Origin of the sequence: Ensifer sp. ENS03 (genome assembly GCF_014852035.1) — a bacterium.
Classification (GTDB): domain Bacteria; phylum Pseudomonadota; class Alphaproteobacteria; order Rhizobiales; family Rhizobiaceae; genus Ensifer; species Ensifer adhaerens.
Genome location: NZ_JACVAV010000007.1, coordinates 283,915 through 301,205 on the forward strand (window position 1 = coordinate 283,915; position 17,291 = coordinate 301,205).

Here is a 17,291-nt window from a genome sequence, read left to right on the forward strand (position 1 = left end):
GCGACCGGCCTTTTGCTTGTCTTTCCTGTGCGCCTCAAACGAGACGCGACTGTTCCAGTGCAGCTTCGATGAAGCTTGCAAACAGCGGATGCGGATCGAGCGGACGCGACTTCAGTTCCGGGTGGTACTGAACGCCGATGAACCACGGATGATCCGGATACTCGACCGTCTCCGGCAGGATGCCGTCCGGCGACATGCCCGAAAACACCAGACCGCAGGACTCAAGCCGATCCTTGTAGTCAACGTTGACTTCGTAGCGGTGGCGGTGACGCTCAAAGATCTCGGTCGAACCGTAGATCTCGGCAATCTTGGTGTCGGCCTTCAACGATGCGCGATAGGCGCCAAGCCGCATCGTGCCACCGAGATCACCCGATGCGGAACGCTTCTCGAGTTCGTTGCCCTTCACCCACTCGGTCATCAGACCAACGACCGGTTCCTTGGTCGGACCGAACTCGGTGGAGGACGCCTTCTCGATGCCGGCGAGGTTGCGGGCAGCTTCAACGACAGCCATCTGCATGCCGAAGCAGATGCCAAAATACGGCACCTTGCGCTCGCGGGCAAAGCGCGCCGCGTTGATCTTGCCCTCCGAACCGCGTTCGCCGAAACCGCCGGGAACGAGGATGCCGTGTACCTTTTCAAGGTAGGGCGCTGCGTCTTCCTTCTCGAAGACTTCCGATTCGATCCACTCGAGCTTGACCTTCACCCGGTTGGCGATGCCACCATGGTAAAGCGCTTCGATCAGCGACTTGTAGGCATCCTTGAGGCCGGTGTACTTGCCGACGATCGCGATCGTGACTTCGCCTTCCGGCGTGCGGATGCGATCGGCAACCCGTTCCCAGGCGTCCATGCGCGGCTTCGGCGCCGGTTCGATGCCGAAGGCTGCCAGCACTTCGTTGTCGAGGCCTTCCTTGTGGTAGGCGATCGGAACGTCGTAGATCGAGGCAACGTCGAGCGCCTGGATGACTGCCGACTGGCGGACGTTACAGAAGAGCGAGAGCTTGCGACGCTCGGCCTCCGGAATTTCGCGGTCCGCACGAACGAGCAGGATATCAGGGTGGATGCCGAGGGCCTGCAGTTCCTTGACGGAATGCTGCGTCGGCTTAGTCTTCAGTTCGCCGGCAGCCGGGATATAGGGCATCAGAGTGAGATGGACGTAGACGGCGGTGCCACGCGGCAGGTCGTTGCCGAGCTGGCGGATCGCCTCCATGAACGGCATCGCTTCGATGTCGCCGACGGTGCCGCCGATTTCGCACAGCACGAAGTCGTAGTCGTCGTTGCCTTCGGTGACGAAGTTCTTGATTTCGTTGGTAACGTGCGGGATCACCTGAACGGTTGCGCCGAGATAGTCGCCGCGACGTTCCTTGTCGATGATGTTCTTATAGATCCGGCCCGTGGTGATGTTGTCGGTCTTCGTCGCCGAACGCCCTGTGAAGCGTTCATAGTGGCCGAGATCGAGATCGGTCTCCGCGCCATCGTCGGTTACGAAAACCTCACCGTGCTGGGTCGGGCTCATGGTGCCCGGGTCAACGTTGAGATAGGGGTCGAGCTTGCGCAGTCTCACCCGGTAGCCACGCGCCTGCAGCAGTGCTCCGAGAGCCGCTGCAGCGATGCCTTTTCCGAGGGAGGAAACCACGCCGCCTGTGATGAATACATATCGCGCCATGGGAGTCACCGGATACCTTTTAACAAATGATTCCGCCACCGAAAAATTCATGTTCCAGAACTTTTCGTCTTGGGATGGAGGCAGATTTCACACAAAACAAAACCGGCGGATGAAACATCCGCCGGCGGGTTCTTCAGAATTGCGACCTTATTGGCCGCTGGGAACTTGCGATCCCGTATTGCTGTTGGCGCCAGCGGCGGGCGCCGGGGTCGTTGCGCCGCCGGCCGGGGCTTCGCCCGTCGTTGCCGGTGCGGTCGTCGAGGGAACGCCATTGTCGGCCGGAGCGGCGTTACCGGTGGCCGGCTGCTGTCCAGTCGCACCGCCAGCCGGAGCCGGAGCGCCGCCACCGAGCGAATTGAGAACGCCACCGCCGTTCGAGCTGGTGCCCGGGATACGGTCGAGGATGTCGGTCGCCTGCGGCTGGTAACGCGCGAGAATGCCCATGCCGAGCGCCAGGACGAAGAAGAGCGCGGCAAGGATCGCCGTCGTGCGGGTCAGCGCATTGGCCGTGCCGCGCGCGGACATGAAGCCCGAGCCGCCGCCGATGCCCAGGCCACCGCCTTCGGAACGCTGAATGAGTACGACGCCGATCAGGGCGACGACGACCATGAGATAGATGACGAGTAGTACGGTCTGCATCAGCTTCCAGTCCTGCCCTTGGGGCACACGAATCAAACCCTGCGCAAACTCGGCATGGCCGGGCGCAATTTTCGCGCCTCTTTATACCATGCCGTGCGCCATTCCAAGCCCCTGTCCGGTAACCCGGGCGATCAGGCCGTCAATTCTTCATAAGCCCGGTAGATGGCGAGGAAGTCTTCGGCTTTCAAGCTTGCGCCACCGATCAGTGCGCCGTCGACATTGGCAACGCCCATCAATTCCTTCGCATTGGACGGCTTGACCGAGCCGCCATAGAGGATGCGCATCTTGGCACCGGCGTCGGCAAAGCGTGCGATCAGCTCCTTGCGCATGAAGGCGTGGGCTTCCTCGACATCCGTGGCCGTCGGCGTCAGGCCGGTGCCAATCGCCCAGACGGGCTCATAGGCAATCACGGTGTTTTCCGCGGTTGTTGCATCCGGCAGGCTTTCGGCGAGCTGGCGCTTCAAAACATCGAGCGTCTTTCCGGCCTTGCGCTCATCACCGGTCTCGCCGATGCACACGATCGCGACGAGTTCGGCCGAATGGGCCGCTTCCGTCTTTGCGCGTACCAGCGCATCGCTTTCGGCATGATCGGTGCGGCGCTCGGAATGGCCGACAATGACGTGGGTGCCGAAGCAATCGGCGATCATTTCGGCGGAAAGGTCGCCAGTGTGGGCGCCCGACTGCTTCTGGTGGCAGTCCTGCGCGCCGATCAGCAGCGGGCTGTCGTCGCAAAGCGCCGTCGCCACGTAGAGCAACGTTGCCGGCGGGCAGATCAACGTTTCGACCTTGGCGGAGAGTTCGCCCTTGACCCCTTCGGCCATCGCCTTGATCTGATCGAGCGAAGCGCGGGTTCCGTTCATCTTCCAGTTGCCGGCGACGAGCGGGCGGATATCGGGCGTCATGCTATTTCCTCCGGGTACTTTTCTCCGGAAGCGGCCTAGCAAATGCAGCCGGCAAATAAAAGCACCGCCGTCGATTATTCATGGGCCGCGGGGCCGGTTGCCCTGCCCCGCCCTCAGGCGTTGCGCGTCGCCAGCATCATGACGAAGGACGCCCTGCCTTCTCGCGATATTCCGCCGTCGACCCGACCTTTGCGGCCACAATCGCATACATCAGCGGCAGGCTCGGCATGGCCGCCGGCGGCGCCATGCGCCCGCCGCCAAGGTCGCGCATGCCTTCAAACGCCACCCAGCCGTTGGCATAGGGGTATTCCTTCAGGACTTCCATCCGGAGCCCGGCGTCGATCAGCGCCTGCACAACATCGGCGATACCCCAGTTGAACTCGAAGGACGGGTGCGGATTGGTGAATCCCACCACGCCCTCCTGATAGCCGCCATGGGCAAGGCCTGCGCCCGAGTCGGCGACATAGTCACCGACGCCCGCTTCCGCGACCGGGTCTTTGGGCGCGTAGTCGTAGTGTGGCTTCCAGCCCTGATCGAAAACCATCGCAAAGGGATGGAATTCAACGAAGGCGAAACGCCCGCCGGGCTTCAGCACTTCGGCAATGCCACGCGCCCAGACACCGAGGTCCGATAGCCAGCAAATGGTACCATAGGAAGCAAAGACGCGATCGAACCGGCGGCCGGCCTTGCGGGCTTCGTCGAACCAGCCGAACAGGTCGGACCGCTCGAAGGCGGCTGCGATGCCGCTTTCCGCCGAAAGCCGTGTGGCAAAGGCGATCGCCTCATCCGAGATATCGACGCCGGTCACGTTCGCGCCGCGCCGCGCCAGGCTCAGGCTATCCTGGCCGGAATTGCATTGCAGGTGGAGGACGTCGAGCCCAGCGATATCGCCGAGCAACTCGATCTCTTCCGGATAGAGCGTGGAGCCGCCGGCGCGGAAGAAAGCGGCCTGGTCGCCCTTGTGACTGTTGTGCGCGACGGTCGCGGCATTCCACGAGAGGCGATTGGCCTCGTGAAGATCAATGCTCATGTTCCAACTCTTGAATATCTGGGAGAGACACGGGAGGTTTTTTCCCCGTATCCCGGCGCCCTTAGAATTTCAGCACAGCCTCAAGCTCGTCATCATAGTACTCGCCCGTCGGCTTGAAGCCGAGGCCTTGGTAAAAGCCCTCGGGGCTGCCAGGGCCCTGCCCGTAACTCGTGTAGAGCTCATGCAGGCCCCGCGCCTTCAGATCGCGCACGACAAGGGCAATCGCCTGCTTGCCATACCCTTTGCCCTGGAAAGGCCGGGCGATCATGAAGCGCCAGAGATAGACACCCGGGCAATCGATGCCGTCATCCCAGTCGGATCCTTCGTGTAGCATGATGAAGCCAATGAGCGTCTCATCGGCGTAGACTGCACGGAACCAGGCATTCTCGGAAAAATGCGCCTCGGCGATCGAGGTGCCGTTGTCCGCCACCATGTTGCGTTGTTCGTCGCTCAGCGTCTCGCTGAGTTCGCAGACGTCGCAGACGGTCAAGGCTGATATGCGCCGAAGGGTGATTTCGGCATCGGACGGCAATACGGTTTCACTCATGGGAAACTCCTTAGAAAAATCAAAATGTTAAAAAAGGGCCCGAACCAGAACGGCGGACCTCGAATCACCCGTTAAAGGGGCAATCGGCGGATAAAATGAAATCATGGCGAGAAAACGCCAAAGTCAGAACTGCCGGTATCTCGCCAGATTCCGGCACCGCTGTTACTAGGCTATACGCCTGCCTTCACTTCGGGCGGCCGGCCGTCGGTTGATTGCCCCCGTTCTCCAAGCCGGCGATCGCCGCGTGAACGTCGGCTTCGGCATCCTCGTCGAACTGCTCGAAGATCGCGTCGCCGATCAGGGCGTGAACCTCGCGGAGATAGGGTGCTGCCGCCTCGCCTTCGCCGAGCGCCAGATAAGCGCGCGCGATCGAAAGCGACGAGAGCGGCTGGCGCCGCGCGAGCGTCCACTCACGGGCAAGCAGGGAGACTGCAATGCTCTCCCGATGGTGCCCGGCATCGCAAAGGGCGGCGCCGTAGCCGCTCTTGACCCAATAATACATGTCCGTGAAAGCGAGGTGGACATCGGCTACGTTGGATGCCAGACGCCAGGCGTCGACCGCTTCGCCATAGTTGCCTTCGGTTCCAAGCCGGATGCCCGCGCGGCCGTGTTCGTAGGCTTCCCGCTCGTGCGGGTTCATTGGTGTCGTTTTCTTCTTTGTCATGTACGCCAGTCCACATGCTCCCAGGAACAACCCCTCCGTGTCCCCTCCACCAGCAAATGGACCATAGCTTGCCGAGATCAACAAGATCTCAGTGCAATTTTATGGTATTCTAGGCGAATAAAAGCACGAACTCATGAGTCTTACCGCAGTCGCCGAGCCAATAGCGGCCGGGCGAGCGACCATGGGGTCGAACATGCTGCGCAACGACAAAGCCGGATTTGGGTGGATCACCATCGTCCTTCACTGGGCGATTGCGGCATTGATCCTCACCCTACTCGGCCTCGGCTTCATCATGCGGCGAACGCCCGTCGATCCGGCGCTGCAGTTTTCGCTTTACCAATGGCACAAGTCGCTCGGTTTCACCGCGCTCGGTCTGGCGACAATCCGCGCGCTCTGGCACCTGGTCGAGGTTCGTCCGCGCCCGCCCGCCGGCCTCAACGCGCTTGAGCGCCGTGCAGCCAGCGCCACCCATGTGGTGCTCATCCTCCTCGCGCTCGCCGTTCCGCTTGCCGGCTGGGCGGTGGCCTCGACATCGACGCTGAACATACCGAGCTTCTATTTCAACTGGATCGTCATCCCCCACCTGCCGATGGCGAAATCGGAAGCGGCCGAAGACCTCTGGATGCTCGTCCATATGACGCTCGCCTACCTCCTGCTCTGCTTCGTCGCGCTTCACGTCCTGGCCGCCCTCTACCATCACTTCGCACGCCGCGACGACGTCCTCGTCCGCATGCTTCAGACCGGATCACGCCAACGCGCTTCCTCCCAAGCGGCTGGTTCGGATCCGGTTATCGCCGGAAGGAAGAAACCATGACACTGCACTCGCAATCACCAACAAAGGCCATTGCCTTCACGCTGCTGCTGGCGCTCGGGAGCATTCCGTCGCCCGCCACGGCAGCCGCGCCGGACCTTGCCGATGCTGCCGGCAACTACGGGATCACGCCGGCTTCGCGTATCCATTTCACCGTTGCGCAAGCGGGCGGCGGCGGCATTGTCGGCGATTTCGCCAAGTTTTCCGGCAATTTCCGCATCGACCGAAATGATGTCGGCCATTCGACGGTCGAATTCACGCTTTACCCGGAGAGCGTGAAAACCGGAGAAAAGCGGATCGAGGACTTCCTGAAGTCGAGCGCCGTCTTCGATACCGCAAACTTCAGCACCGTCACATTCCATTCGACGACCGTGAAACAGACCGGACCGGACACGGCCGCGGTCGAGGGAACGCTGACGGCGCGCGGCACGTCGCGAAAGGAGCGCTTCTCGGTAACGCTGCTTGACTGGAACCGCGGCTCGATCGCCTTCAACATCCGCGGCAATATCCACCGATCACCCTACGGCATGGATGTCGGCACGCCGATCTATTCCAACGTCGTCGAGTTCGACATGAACATCAAAGGGCAGAGGCGCTGAACGCCCCTGCCCTTTGCAAGTCGATAGGCTTCTCGATCAACCGATCTGGCTGCCGACGAAATCCTTGACGATCCGCACGATGCCGCGGCCGAGCAGGTCGTCGAGGGCGGCGATGAACTGGTCGACATGGGCGCGCTCGCAGATCAACGGCGGTTCGAGCCGGATGACGTTGCGATTGTATTCGGTGAAGGCCACCAGCACGTCGTAGTCACGCAAGAGCAGCGCGCCGATGAAGCCGGAGAGCGAGCCTTTGAGCTTGTCGTCGAGCATCGAGACAACAGGACGCAGCACCATCGGCAGCGTCTGGCTGAAGTCCTGGAATTCCAGGCCGACCATCAAGCCCTTGCCGCGGACGTCCTTGATGATCTTCGGATACTTCTCTTTCAGCGCCTGCAGACGCTCGAGCAGATAGTCGCCGCTGTCGGCGGCGCGGTCGATCAGGTGCTCGTCGTAAAGCACATTGATGCCTTCAATCGCCGTGACGCAGGCCTCGCCCATGCCGCCGAACGTGGCCATCGCATGGATCATGGCGGTCTTCGGCGTGCCGTAAGCCTTCATGTAGACCTCACGGCGGGCAATCATCGCGCCGACGGCGGCCTTGCCGGCGCCGAGCGACTTGGCCAGCGCCGTCACGTCAGGCACGACGCCGTAATGCTCGAAGGCATAGAAGCGGCCGGAGCGGCCATAGCCGCACTGCACTTCGTCGGCGACCCAGAGCACGCCGTATTTGTCGCAGAGCGCACGCAGCTTCTGCCAGTACTCCGCCGGTGCCTGGATGATGCCGCCGCCGCCCTGGATGGTTTCGAGCACGATGACGCCGATTTCCGGGTCGGACTTGAAGGCATTCTCCACCGCGTCGATATCGGCAAAGGGCACGCGCACTGTGTTGTCCGTGATCTTGAAGTCGGCGCGGTAAAGCTGGCCATCGGTGATGGCGAGCACGCCCTTGGTCTTGCCGTGGAAGGAATTCTCCGCATAGACGACCTTCGGCCGCTTCGGGCCGGCGGCACGTTCGGCAAGCTTGACGGCAGCCTCCATGGCCTCCGAACCGGAAGAGCCGAGGAACACCATGTCGAGATCACCCGGCGAGCAGGCCGCGATGTTCTTCGCCAGCGCCGCTGCATATTGCGACATGAAGGCGATCGCGATCTCGTGGCGCTTTTCGTCCTGGAATTTCTGTCGGGCTTCCAGAATGCGCGGATGGTTGTGGCCGAAGGCGAGCGAGCCGAATCCGCCGAAGAAATCGAGGATCTGGCGGCCGTTCTGGTCGGTGTAGAACATGCCCTCGGCGCTCTCGATCTTCACCTTGTGGAAGCCGAGCAGCTTCATGAAGTGGAGCTGGCCCGGGTTCAGGTGTTCCTTGAACGCGGAGGTGATGTCGCCGATCGACATGGCCTTGGCCTGTTCGACGGTGATGAGATCGGGCCTGGCAACGCCGCCGTCGAGCGACGGCGCGGCAACGGCGATACGGTTCGGTCTGTCCAGCATGATCTTTCCCCTCATTCGGCCGGCACGGCGACAGCTGCAGGAACTGCGGCGCCCATCTTCTTGGCCCGATATTCGTCATAGGCGGCGATCAACATGTCGCCATCGTTGAACTCCGCGCGCCAGCCGAGCTCGCGCTTCAGCTTGCCGGTCTCGCGCACGCACATTTCATCAGCGATCAGATACTGTTCCGGGTCCATGATCGGCTTGTTGATCAGGTCGAACAGCGCCAGCGTCTGCTTCACCGCAAAGGCCGGTGTCGGCAGCAGGAACGACTTCGAACCGGCGTGCTTGATCAGGTTGCCGAGCAGGTCGCGCACGGACGGCGGATTGTCGGAGCCGAGATTGTAGGCTTCGTTCGGCACGCCGCCCTTCCAGGCAAGGCGCGCAGCTTCGGCGCAATCGAAGACCGAAATGAACTGGTAGGGCACCTTGCCCGAGCCGATCATCGGCACCGGCAGGTTCAGGTCGATCAGCTTGAACAATTTCTCGAGGATGCCGAGACGGCCGGGACCGATGATCAGGCGCGGGCGGAAGATCGAAATGTTCATGCCCTGCTTGCGCCACTGCATGGCCAGCTGCTCGGTTGCCCATTTCGACTTGCCATATTCGCCGAGCGGCTTTGCCGGATGGGTCTCGGTTTGCGGCGACTGAACGGTGTGGCCATAGATCATGTCGGTGGTGAACTGCACCAGGCGTGATGCGCCGGCGGCATCCATCGCCTTCATGATGTTTTCGGCACCGTAATAATTGACGGGCCAGAAGAACTCCCAGCGCGTGGCGCGGACCTGCAACGGTGACAGCATCTTGGCCGCCATGTTGTAGATCATGTCGTCGGCGCCGATGCCGACCTTTTGGACGGCTTCCAGATCGGTGACGTCGCAATGGACGAAGCGGACGCGGCCGTAGTGCGGCAGGTCGGACTTGACGATATCGGCGACAACGACGTCCTCGCCTTCCTTGACGAGGCGTTCCGCCAAATGACGGCCAACAAAGCCGTCGCCACCAAAGATGATGTGTTTCATGACTTGCTCCCGAATTCTGCGGTGCTCACCCCGGCGGCATCAGCCGATTTCTCGTCGGCGCTGGATGAGATGCCCGACTGGGCGATAAGAACGGTTCCGGCGCATATCAGCGCGATGCCGGCGATACGCCAGGCATTGAGGTCTTCGCGAAAGACGAAATAGGCGAAGACCGCAACGAGAACGTAAGCGAGGCTCAGGAACGGATAGGCAAAGGAAAGCTCGACCTTCGACAGCACATAAAGATGCGACGCCATCGAGATGACGAAGGTCGCAAGACCGGCAAAGACCCATGGGTTGAAGACGATCTGAAACAGCCGGACGATCGCGGTTTCGGCAGTCATCGAAATCGGTCCGAGCGTCATCATGCCCTGCTTCAGCATCAGCTGAGCGGCGGCGTTGGTGAGCACGGTAAAGAGAATGAATGGAATATATTTCATAGTTTTACTCCCAGTCCCGAAAATCTACTTACGGGCAAGAGACGGATATTCCGTGAAGTTTGCGCATTTAATTGAATAAAATTGTCTGCATTCTCATTCTGGCAAAGCCAGAGCCGTGCGTTTCCAGAAGTTCGAAACCAGCGCAGGGTCGCGCAACGTTTCGATCTTCCTCCAGAAAGGAAAAGATTTTTCAAAGACTTGCGGGCTCATGCGAGCATCCTTGTACGGATTGATCGCACCGCCGGCCTCGATTACGATGCGATCGAGATCATCGAGCAGCTTTACTGTCCGTTCACCTTGATTGGCGAAGTCCAGCGTCAAAGTAAAACCGGGACGCGGGAAGGACAGGATGCCCCGGGAGCCGATGTCGCCGAAACGCTTCAGGATCGTCAGAAACGACGCATGGCCGGCCTGGCGGGCGGTTTCCATGAGCTTGGCCGTGATCTCCGGTGCGTTTTCCGCGGGATAGACGCTCTGATGCTGGTAGAGCCCGCGCGGGCCATAGAGCCGGTTCCAGGCGCCGATCGCATCCAGCGGATAGAAATAGGACGTCCAGGGAACGGTCGTCACCGTCTCGCCCGGCTTCACCTTGCGGAAGTAATACTCGTTGAAGCCTTTGAGCGTTGCCTGGTTGAGGAGGTTGAACGGCGGCGAAAACGGCACGGACAGCTTCAATCCCTTGGGGATGTCGGGCAGTTCGCAGGAACCGTCGGCATGATCGCCGGCGAGCAGCACGCCCCTGCCCATTCGAGATCCCTTTGCGAGCTGGTCGATCCAGGCGACGGAGTATTCATGCTCGGCATCGACGCCGTCGACGAGGGCAAAATATTGGTCCAGGTTCTCGAAACGGATCGCGTGCTGCTGCACATGCGGCGACGGCACCTTCATCAACCGGATATCGACGGTGAGGATCAGTCCGGTCAGCCCCATACCGCCGATGGTCGCGGCGTAGAGTTCCGGGTTTTCGACCGGCGAGCAGGTCAGCCGTTCGCCGGTCGAGCGCAGCAGCGTGAAACGCGTCACGTGATTGCCGAAGGTGCCGCGCGCGTGATGGTTCTTGCCGTGCACGTCGTTGGCGACCGCGCCGCCAACGGTGACAAAGGCCGTGCCAGGCGTCACCGGCAGGAAGAAGCGATGCTCGATCGCCCGTTCCAGCACCTGGCGCAGCGTCACCCCCGCCTCGCAGGTCATCATGCCGGTGCCGGGATCGAAGGCGAGTATCCGGCCGTGAAGGTTGCTTTCGATCAGCGTACCGCGATCGTTGTGGCAGCTGTCGCCGTAGCTGCGTCCGTTGCCGAAAGGGAGATAGCCTTCGGCCTCAAGGCTGCCGAGCCGGTCTTCATAGTCGTCAGGCGAAATTCCAGGCCGCACGCGATTGTCGATGCGGCCCCAGCTTTCATGGTCTTGCAGGGTCATTGCGGCCCGATGGCTCCGAATAGGATCAGCAGCGCGCCGATCAGCATGGTCAGTTGGCTGCGCCAGTCGCGCATGATGAAGACGACCGGATCCTCATGCAGCATGCCGCGGCGCGCAAGCATCCAAATGCGCAGCAACATATAGAGCACCAGCGGGCAGAGCGGCCACAACGCCCAGGGCGTGGTGTACATCTCCTGCAGTTCCTTGCTGTGCACGTAGAGCGCCAGAACCAGGGCCGAGGTGAAGGCGGAGGCAACGCCGGCCTGGCCGACCATCTCGAAGTCGACAGCGAGATAGCCACGCCCCGGCACGTTGCCGCCGTCCTTGTCCTCGAATTCGTGCAGCTCGACGTAACGCTTCACCAGCGCGAGGCTCAGGAAGAAGAAGATCGCAAAGGACACCAGCCAGAAGGACAGTTCCGTGCCGGTCGCGGCCGCGCCAGCGACGATGCGTGTGGTGTAGAGGCCGGCGAGCGTGAACACGTCGACGAGCAGCTTGCGCTTCAGCACGAAGGTATAGGCCGTCGTCGCGCAGGCGTAGAAGGCGAGCACCCCGGCAAACTTCCAGGGCAACAGAAGGGTCAGCGCCACGGACGCGATGATGAGGCAGCCTGCAAGCACCAGCGCTGTCGGCACGGACATCTGGCCGCTCGCGAGCGGCCGGTAACGTTTCTTCGCATGGCGGCGATCGTTGGCAAGGTCCGAAAGATCGTTGATGACGTAGACGGCGGATGCGAGGAAGCTGAAGGCAAAGAAGGCGATGATGACGCTGACGATCGCATCGAAATGCAGCACCTCGTGGTTGAGGATCATCGGCACGCCGATGAGCACGTTCTTCGCCCATTGATGCACGCGGATCGACTTCAGCGGCGCAAGCGCGCTGACCTTGCCGGTATCGAGCCGTTCGGCATCATGGTTGCGACGCCATCTTTCCGCGGCCGCATCGGGCGAGACCACGATCGCGCGGCGTGCCACCTCAAAGACGGCGATATCGTCACGGCTGTTGCCCATGTAGTCGAAGGCGCCGTCGCCGTACCGCTCGACCAGCGCCCGGCGCTTGTTGCTGCTCGTCAGGTTGAGCGCGTCGGTCGAATGCATGACCGAGGAGAACATGCCGACATGGGCGGCAATGTCGTTTGCAACGGACGGTGCTGCGCCGGTCACGAGCACGAGTTCGCGCCCGCTCTTCTTTTCCTCCATGAGCCGGTCGATGACGGCCTGCCGATAAGGCCAGTCTTCCGCACGGCGGCCGGATCTAAGGGCCACTTCGTGCTTCAGCCGTGCCTTACCTTTTGCCAGCCAGACCAGCATCGGAAACAGCATCAGCGGATTGCGCAGCAGGATGATCGCCGCCCCTTCCCACAGGGTGTCGGCGGCCAGCAAAGTGCCGTCAAGATCCACACACAGCGGAATGTGCCGTGTCTCGGTGCGCGCGTCCATGAAGTCCATCCCAGCCATAGTTGCCGGTATCATCACGACTTCAACTTTCCAGAGTGGAAACGCAGGCCTTTGTTTCGCTCGCAAATTGGCGGGCTGGTTAACAAATCCGCAGCAGCAGGGCGACGCCTATCGCCTGTCGCGTGAACGAAGATTCACACGCCAGGCCTTAGGCTCTTGTTTTGATGCATGTCGCTGCCGCAAAACCGCTGCACACTTTTGCGCGACATGCATTAGCGGCTGCCGATCCAGTTCAGCGCATCGCGCCAGTCGGTCATGCGCACCGGCGTTCCGTGCGAGCCGGTTTCGAAAAGCACGAAGCGCGTCGGATAGCCCTTGGCCTTGAGAGAGCGATAGAGCGCCTTCTGGCCTTCGGCGGGATAGACGCTGTCACGGCTGCCATGGCTAAAGAACATCGGCAGCTTCGCCTTGTAGGCGGCACTTTTCGTGAAGTCCGGATCACTGACGCCGCCCATCACCATCATGCCGGAGAGTGCTGCGACGGCGGAGGCGTCGCGCGAGACACCCCAGCAGATGAAGCTTCCCATCGAGGCGCAGGCGAGCACGACCGGACGGCCTCCGGAACGTTCGGACGCGTATCGAACCAGACCGGCGATATCGGCGGCACCTGCCGTATCGAAGGACCGGACGCTCGGGGCGTAATAGACGCCGCCATTGGCGACGGCGAGGTTCTTCAGCCGGTTGAAGTTTCCACCGAAGGAAAAGTCGTTGGCACCGAGCCGACGGTCGCCGCCGCGGCCATGGATGAAGATGACCGAGAAGCTGGCGCCACGATCGGGGCCGACACGGGTCACGTCGAGCGCGCGGCCACCAATATCGAGCGCTTCATTGACCTGCTCGTTCTTCACGCCAAGCGAGACGTAGGCGCGCTTCACCCGGCGTTCGGGGATTTCGTCGCGTTCGTTGATATCCCGCAGTTCCTGGTAGTCGACCGTCAGGTCGTCACCGCCATCCTTCTGGTCGAGCACCTTGGCATAGGAGAACAGATCGTCCTTGTAGGGCTTGAGCGTCTGCGCCTCTGCCGGCGAGGCGGCAATTGCCAAGGCCAGGGCGAACAGGCAGGCACGAAACGGAAAAACAACTGTGGACACGGCCAAATGACGGGCTCCCTCTTTCGCCGCAAGCCTTGCCATTGGCCGCACCGCAAAGCAACACTTGGCCCGAAACACGGCCGTTCGTGCGAAAAATCATCGGCGGCCGGCGCCAGAAATTCTCCTTTTGTTCGCGTATCCTGTGAGAGTCTGGCAGAATTCAGGTGATTCGACCGCCGGGGGATGGCGGCAGAGCCTGGGGCTTGCTATGGCCTCTGGCATTCCCGAACGACAGGAACGATCCGAACGGCCCCATGGACGACAACAACAGCGACCTCTTCTCAATGCCCGAGCAACCGAAGGCCGTACAGCCGAGCGCCAAGCCGGCCGTGGCTGCAGCCCCCAGCGCGCGCGAAGAGCCGCGCCCTGCCCCGAAAGGCAGCGATGGCAGCGATTACGATGCGTCGGCGATCGAGGTGCTCGAGGGCCTTGAGCCGGTCCGTCGTCGTCCGGGCATGTATATCGGCGGCACCGACGAAAAGGCGCTGCACCATCTCTTTGCCGAAGTCATCGACAACTCGATGGACGAAGCGGTCGCTGGCCATGCGAACTTCATCGAGGTCCATCTCGATGCGGACGGCTTCCTGACAGTCACCGACAACGGCCGCGGCATCCCGGTCGAAAACCATCCGAAATTCCCCGGCAAGTCGACGCTCGAAGTCGTCATGACGGTGCTCCATGCCGGCGGCAAGTTCGATGGCAAGGCCTACGAGACCTCGGGCGGTCTGCACGGCGTCGGCGTTTCCGTCGTCAACGCGCTCTCCGACGCGCTCGAAGTCGAGGTTGCCCGCAATCGCAAGCTCTATCGCCAGCGCTTCTCCCGCGGCATTCCGCAGGGCGGGCTCGAGGAACTCGGCGACGTGCACAATCGCCGCGGCACGCGCGTTCGCTTCCATCCGGACCCGGATATTTTCGGACCGCACGCGCATTTCGAGCCCGGCCGGCTTTTCCGCATGGCGCGCTCGAAAGCCTATCTCTTCGGTGGCGTCGAGATCCGCTGGTCCTGCGATCCGTCATTGCTGCAGGAAGGTTCGGAGATCCCGGACAAGGCCGTCTTTCACTTCCCTGGCGGCCTGAAGGACTATCTGGCGGCGACGCTCGGCAAGGAATTCACCGTTACCCGCGAGATCTTTGCCGGCAAATCGGAGAAGGCCAACGGTCACGGTTCGCTCGAATGGGCGGTCACCTGGTATGGCGGCGACCAGCAGGTTCATTCCTACTGCAACACCATTCCGACGCCTGAGGGCGGTACGCACGAGGCGGGCTTCCGCATCGCGCTGACCAAGGGACTGAAGAACTATGCCGAGCTGAAGCAGAACAAGCGTGCAGCGCTCATCACCACCGATGACGTGATGATTTCAGCCGCCGGAATGCTGTCCGTGTTCATCCGCGAACCGGAATTCGTCGGCCAGACCAAGGACAAGCTAGCGACAGTCGAAGCACAACGCATCGTCGAAAATGCGCTGCGTGACCCCTTCGACCACTACCTTACCGACAATCCGGCCGAGGCCGACAAGCTGCTCGACTGGGTGGTCGAGCGCGCCGAGGAGCGCGTGCGCCGGCGCAAGGAAAAGGAAGTCAACCGCAAGACGGCCGTGCGCAAGCTGCGCCTGCCAGGCAAGCTTGCCGACTGCTCGCAGAACACCGCTGAAGGCGCCGAACTCTTCATCGTCGAAGGGGACTCAGCAGGCGGCTCGGCGAAGCAGGCGCGCAACCGCGCCAACCAGGCGATCCTGCCCTTGCGCGGCAAGATCCTCAACGTGGCGAGCGCCGGTCGCGAAAAGCTCGGCGCCAACCAGCAGATTGCCGACCTCATCCAGGCGCTTGGCTGCGGCACCCGCAGCAAGTACCGGGAAGAGGATCTGCGCTACGAGCGCATCGTCGTCATGACCGACGCCGACGTCGACGGCGCACATATCGCCTCGCTGCTGATCACCTTCTTCTACCAGGAGATGCCCGAACTGATCCGCGGCGGTCACCTCTATCTCGCCGTGCCGCCGCTCTATCGCATCAGCCAGGGCGCAAGGACGCTCTATGCACGGGATGACGCGCACCGCGAGGAGCTGATGCGCACCGAGTTTGCCGGTCGCGGCAAGGTCGAGATCGGCCGCTTCAAAGGTCTCGGCGAGATGCTGCCGGCGCAGCTCAAGGAAACGACGATGGATCCGAAGTTCCGCACGCTGCTCAAGGTCGAGATCGACGATGTCGATTTCGAGGGCACCCGCGAAGCGGTCGACAACCTGATGGGCACGAAGGCGGATGCCCGCTTCCGCTTCATCCAGGAGCGCGCTGTCTTTGCGGACAACCTGGACATCTGAGCCGGCTTTCTGCCGGCAAGCAGGATCACAATAATCCATACAGAAACGGCGGCTCACAGGCCGCCGTTTCTGTATTCAGGGTTTGAAGGCTGCTCGAGCTTACGCAACGTGAACGGGCTTCTCCATGAAGAGGCTCAGCGGATCCGGCTGATACTCCCCGAACGGCGGGCGCTCGACGTAGCCGGCCGCCTTGTAAAGGCCGATCGCTTCGGGCTGATAGATGCCTGTTTCGAGGCGGATTGCCACCAGTCCGAGTTGCGCCGCGCGCGACTCCAGCGCCTGCAGCAACAACTTGCCGACCCTCAGCCCCCTCGCCCCGGATCGACGAACATGCGCTTGATTTCCGCCGTCCCGTCACCGGCATCAACCAGGGCGCAGCAGCCGACGATATCGCCGTCACGCCGTGCGACGAAGAACGATGTCTCCGGCTTTTCCAGGCTCGACAGATCGACCATGTGATTGCTCTCGGCGGGGTAGAGCGAGGCGGCGTAGGCGTCGGAGAGTTCCAGGAGACGCAGAACTTCAGTTTGGCGCGGCGTCTCCTGGGCTATGATTACGGCAGGCAATCGGGTCGTCCTTTTCATTCAGGCGTGGTTTTGCGCCAAACTACCGCCGGCCTACGCCCGGACCAATACGTCAAATGGCGCAGGCTCGCATGCCTCCCCATCAATCCGCCTAACAGGCTGAAACAATTTGTTCCGCGCTGCCGGCAACATCGCCCTATTTCGAGGAGAATCATGCAGGCATAGGTTGATCCACCACAACCTGCAAAGACGATGGGAATGCGATGCAAGCGGCGCTGATAGTCATGACCATTCTCGGCTGCGACCACGACGTCAGCCAATGCCAGTACATCTCGACGGTCAACGGCAGCTGGCCATCGATCGCGCAGTGCGACACGGCTTCGAACGCGCAACTGCCGAGGTTTTCCAATGCGAACTATCCAGTCGTCGTTGCGGTATGCGAGAGCTCGGCGCCAAGCGTCGCCGAAATCCCCGCGCCGCCACCCGGCGCCCAGCAGAACCAGGCGCTGCCCGTTCCGGCAGCGGAGCCGGAACCCGAGCAAGGATTGCAGAAACGCACGCTGGCTTTCCTGTCGGGCGCCATCCCCGATCGGGAGAAGCTGAAGACCATCGTCACGAAGCCGGTGCGCTATGTCGCAGATGGCTATTCCTGGGTCGCGCGCCGCTTTACCGACTGACGCGCC

At 61.8% G+C, this 17,291-nt stretch carries 16 protein-coding genes and 1 pseudogene; 4 read left to right on the forward strand and 13 right to left on the reverse strand.

All coding sequences use genetic code 11. The annotated features are described in order from the left end of the window. Positions 1-34 precede the first annotated feature (34 nt). From IB263_RS23555 to IB263_RS23580, 6 genes are all read right to left on the reverse strand, one after another. A complete protein-coding gene (locus IB263_RS23555) occupies positions 35-1,672 on the reverse strand; it encodes a CTP synthase (protein ID WP_082566349.1) in 1,638 nt (545 codons plus the stop codon). 138 nt (positions 1,673-1,810) lie between these two features. Next, complete coding sequence (gene secG, locus IB263_RS23560) at positions 1,811-2,302, reverse strand: preprotein translocase subunit SecG (protein WP_034795875.1); 492 nt, start codon at positions 2,300-2,302, stop codon at positions 1,811-1,813. Positions 2,303-2,433: 131 nt separating this feature from the next. Further along, entirely contained in the window at positions 2,434-3,204 is a 771-nt protein-coding gene (gene tpiA / locus IB263_RS23565) for a triose-phosphate isomerase (protein ID WP_192439095.1), read from the reverse strand. A 136-nt stretch (positions 3,205-3,340) separates the two neighbouring features. After that, complete coding sequence (locus tag IB263_RS23570) at positions 3,341-4,234, reverse strand: bifunctional 2-polyprenyl-6-hydroxyphenol methylase/3-demethylubiquinol 3-O-methyltransferase UbiG (RefSeq protein WP_192439096.1); 894 nt, start codon at positions 4,232-4,234, stop codon at positions 3,341-3,343. Positions 4,235-4,295: 61 nt separating this feature from the next. Continuing rightward, positions 4,296-4,781, reverse strand: coding sequence for an N-acetyltransferase (locus tag IB263_RS23575; RefSeq protein WP_060582485.1), 486 nt, complete (start codon positions 4,779-4,781; stop codon positions 4,296-4,298). A gap of 184 nt (positions 4,782-4,965) precedes the next feature. Beyond that, the gene (locus IB263_RS23580; protein ID WP_113187839.1) at positions 4,966-5,445 is read right to left on the reverse strand and encodes a hypothetical protein; all 480 of its coding nucleotides are present in this window, start codon (positions 5,443-5,445) and stop codon (positions 4,966-4,968) included. Between the two features lie 193 nt (positions 5,446-5,638). Here IB263_RS23580 and IB263_RS23585 point away from each other — a divergent pair, with 193 nt between their 5' ends. Then, positions 5,639-6,259, forward strand: coding sequence for a cytochrome b (locus IB263_RS23585; RefSeq protein WP_192439123.1), 621 nt, complete (start codon positions 5,639-5,641; stop codon positions 6,257-6,259). Beyond that, the gene (locus tag IB263_RS23590; RefSeq protein WP_060516885.1) at positions 6,256-6,855 is read left to right on the forward strand and encodes a YceI family protein; all 600 of its coding nucleotides are present in this window, start codon (positions 6,256-6,258) and stop codon (positions 6,853-6,855) included. Before IB263_RS23585 ends, IB263_RS23590 begins: the two co-directional genes overlap by 4 nt. Before the next feature lie 36 nt (positions 6,856-6,891). Here IB263_RS23590 and IB263_RS23595 read toward each other — a convergent pair whose 3' ends face one another. The 6 genes from IB263_RS23595 to IB263_RS23620 all read right to left on the reverse strand — a co-directional run bounded on the left by IB263_RS23595 (position 6,892) and on the right by IB263_RS23620 (position 13,808). Continuing rightward, positions 6,892-8,343, reverse strand: coding sequence for an aspartate aminotransferase family protein (locus IB263_RS23595; protein WP_060582487.1), 1,452 nt, complete (start codon positions 8,341-8,343; stop codon positions 6,892-6,894). An 11-nt stretch (positions 8,344-8,354) separates the two neighbouring features. After that, positions 8,355-9,365, reverse strand: a complete 1,011-nt coding sequence (locus IB263_RS23600) for an NAD(P)-dependent oxidoreductase (protein WP_192439097.1) — start codon at positions 9,363-9,365, stop codon at positions 8,355-8,357. Continuing rightward, complete coding sequence (locus tag IB263_RS23605) at positions 9,362-9,802, reverse strand: EamA family transporter (protein ID WP_034795905.1); 441 nt, start codon at positions 9,800-9,802, stop codon at positions 9,362-9,364. Before IB263_RS23605 ends, IB263_RS23600 begins: the two co-directional genes overlap by 4 nt. A 93-nt stretch (positions 9,803-9,895) precedes the next feature. After that, the gene (locus tag IB263_RS23610) at positions 9,896-11,218 is read right to left on the reverse strand and encodes an FAD-binding oxidoreductase (RefSeq protein WP_112976209.1); all 1,323 of its coding nucleotides are present in this window, start codon (positions 11,216-11,218) and stop codon (positions 9,896-9,898) included. Continuing rightward, positions 11,215-12,657, reverse strand: coding sequence for a UbiA family prenyltransferase (locus IB263_RS23615; protein ID WP_113187856.1), 1,443 nt, complete (start codon positions 12,655-12,657; stop codon positions 11,215-11,217). The genes IB263_RS23610 and IB263_RS23615 overlap by 4 nt, the downstream gene beginning before the upstream one ends. Positions 12,658-12,887: 230 nt before the next feature. Then, the gene (locus IB263_RS23620; protein WP_192439098.1) at positions 12,888-13,808 is read right to left on the reverse strand and encodes an alpha/beta hydrolase; all 921 of its coding nucleotides are present in this window, start codon (positions 13,806-13,808) and stop codon (positions 12,888-12,890) included. 212 nt (positions 13,809-14,020) lie between these two features. Here IB263_RS23620 and parE point away from each other — a divergent pair, with 212 nt between their 5' ends. Beyond that, a complete protein-coding gene (gene parE, locus IB263_RS23625) occupies positions 14,021-16,084 on the forward strand; it encodes a DNA topoisomerase IV subunit B (RefSeq protein WP_192439099.1) in 2,064 nt (687 codons plus the stop codon). Between the two features lie 99 nt (positions 16,085-16,183). On the opposite strand, the pseudogene IB263_RS23630 reads toward parE, so the two are convergent. Further along, positions 16,184-16,650 (reverse strand): annotated as a pseudogene (locus IB263_RS23630) (GNAT family N-acetyltransferase). 221 nt (positions 16,651-16,871) lie between these two features. Here IB263_RS23630 and IB263_RS23635 point away from each other — a divergent pair. Further along, positions 16,872-17,285 (forward strand): hypothetical protein, encoded by a 414-nt coding sequence (locus IB263_RS23635; RefSeq protein WP_192439100.1) that lies wholly within the window; start codon positions 16,872-16,874, stop codon positions 17,283-17,285. The last annotated feature ends 6 nt before the right edge of the window (positions 17,286-17,291 follow it).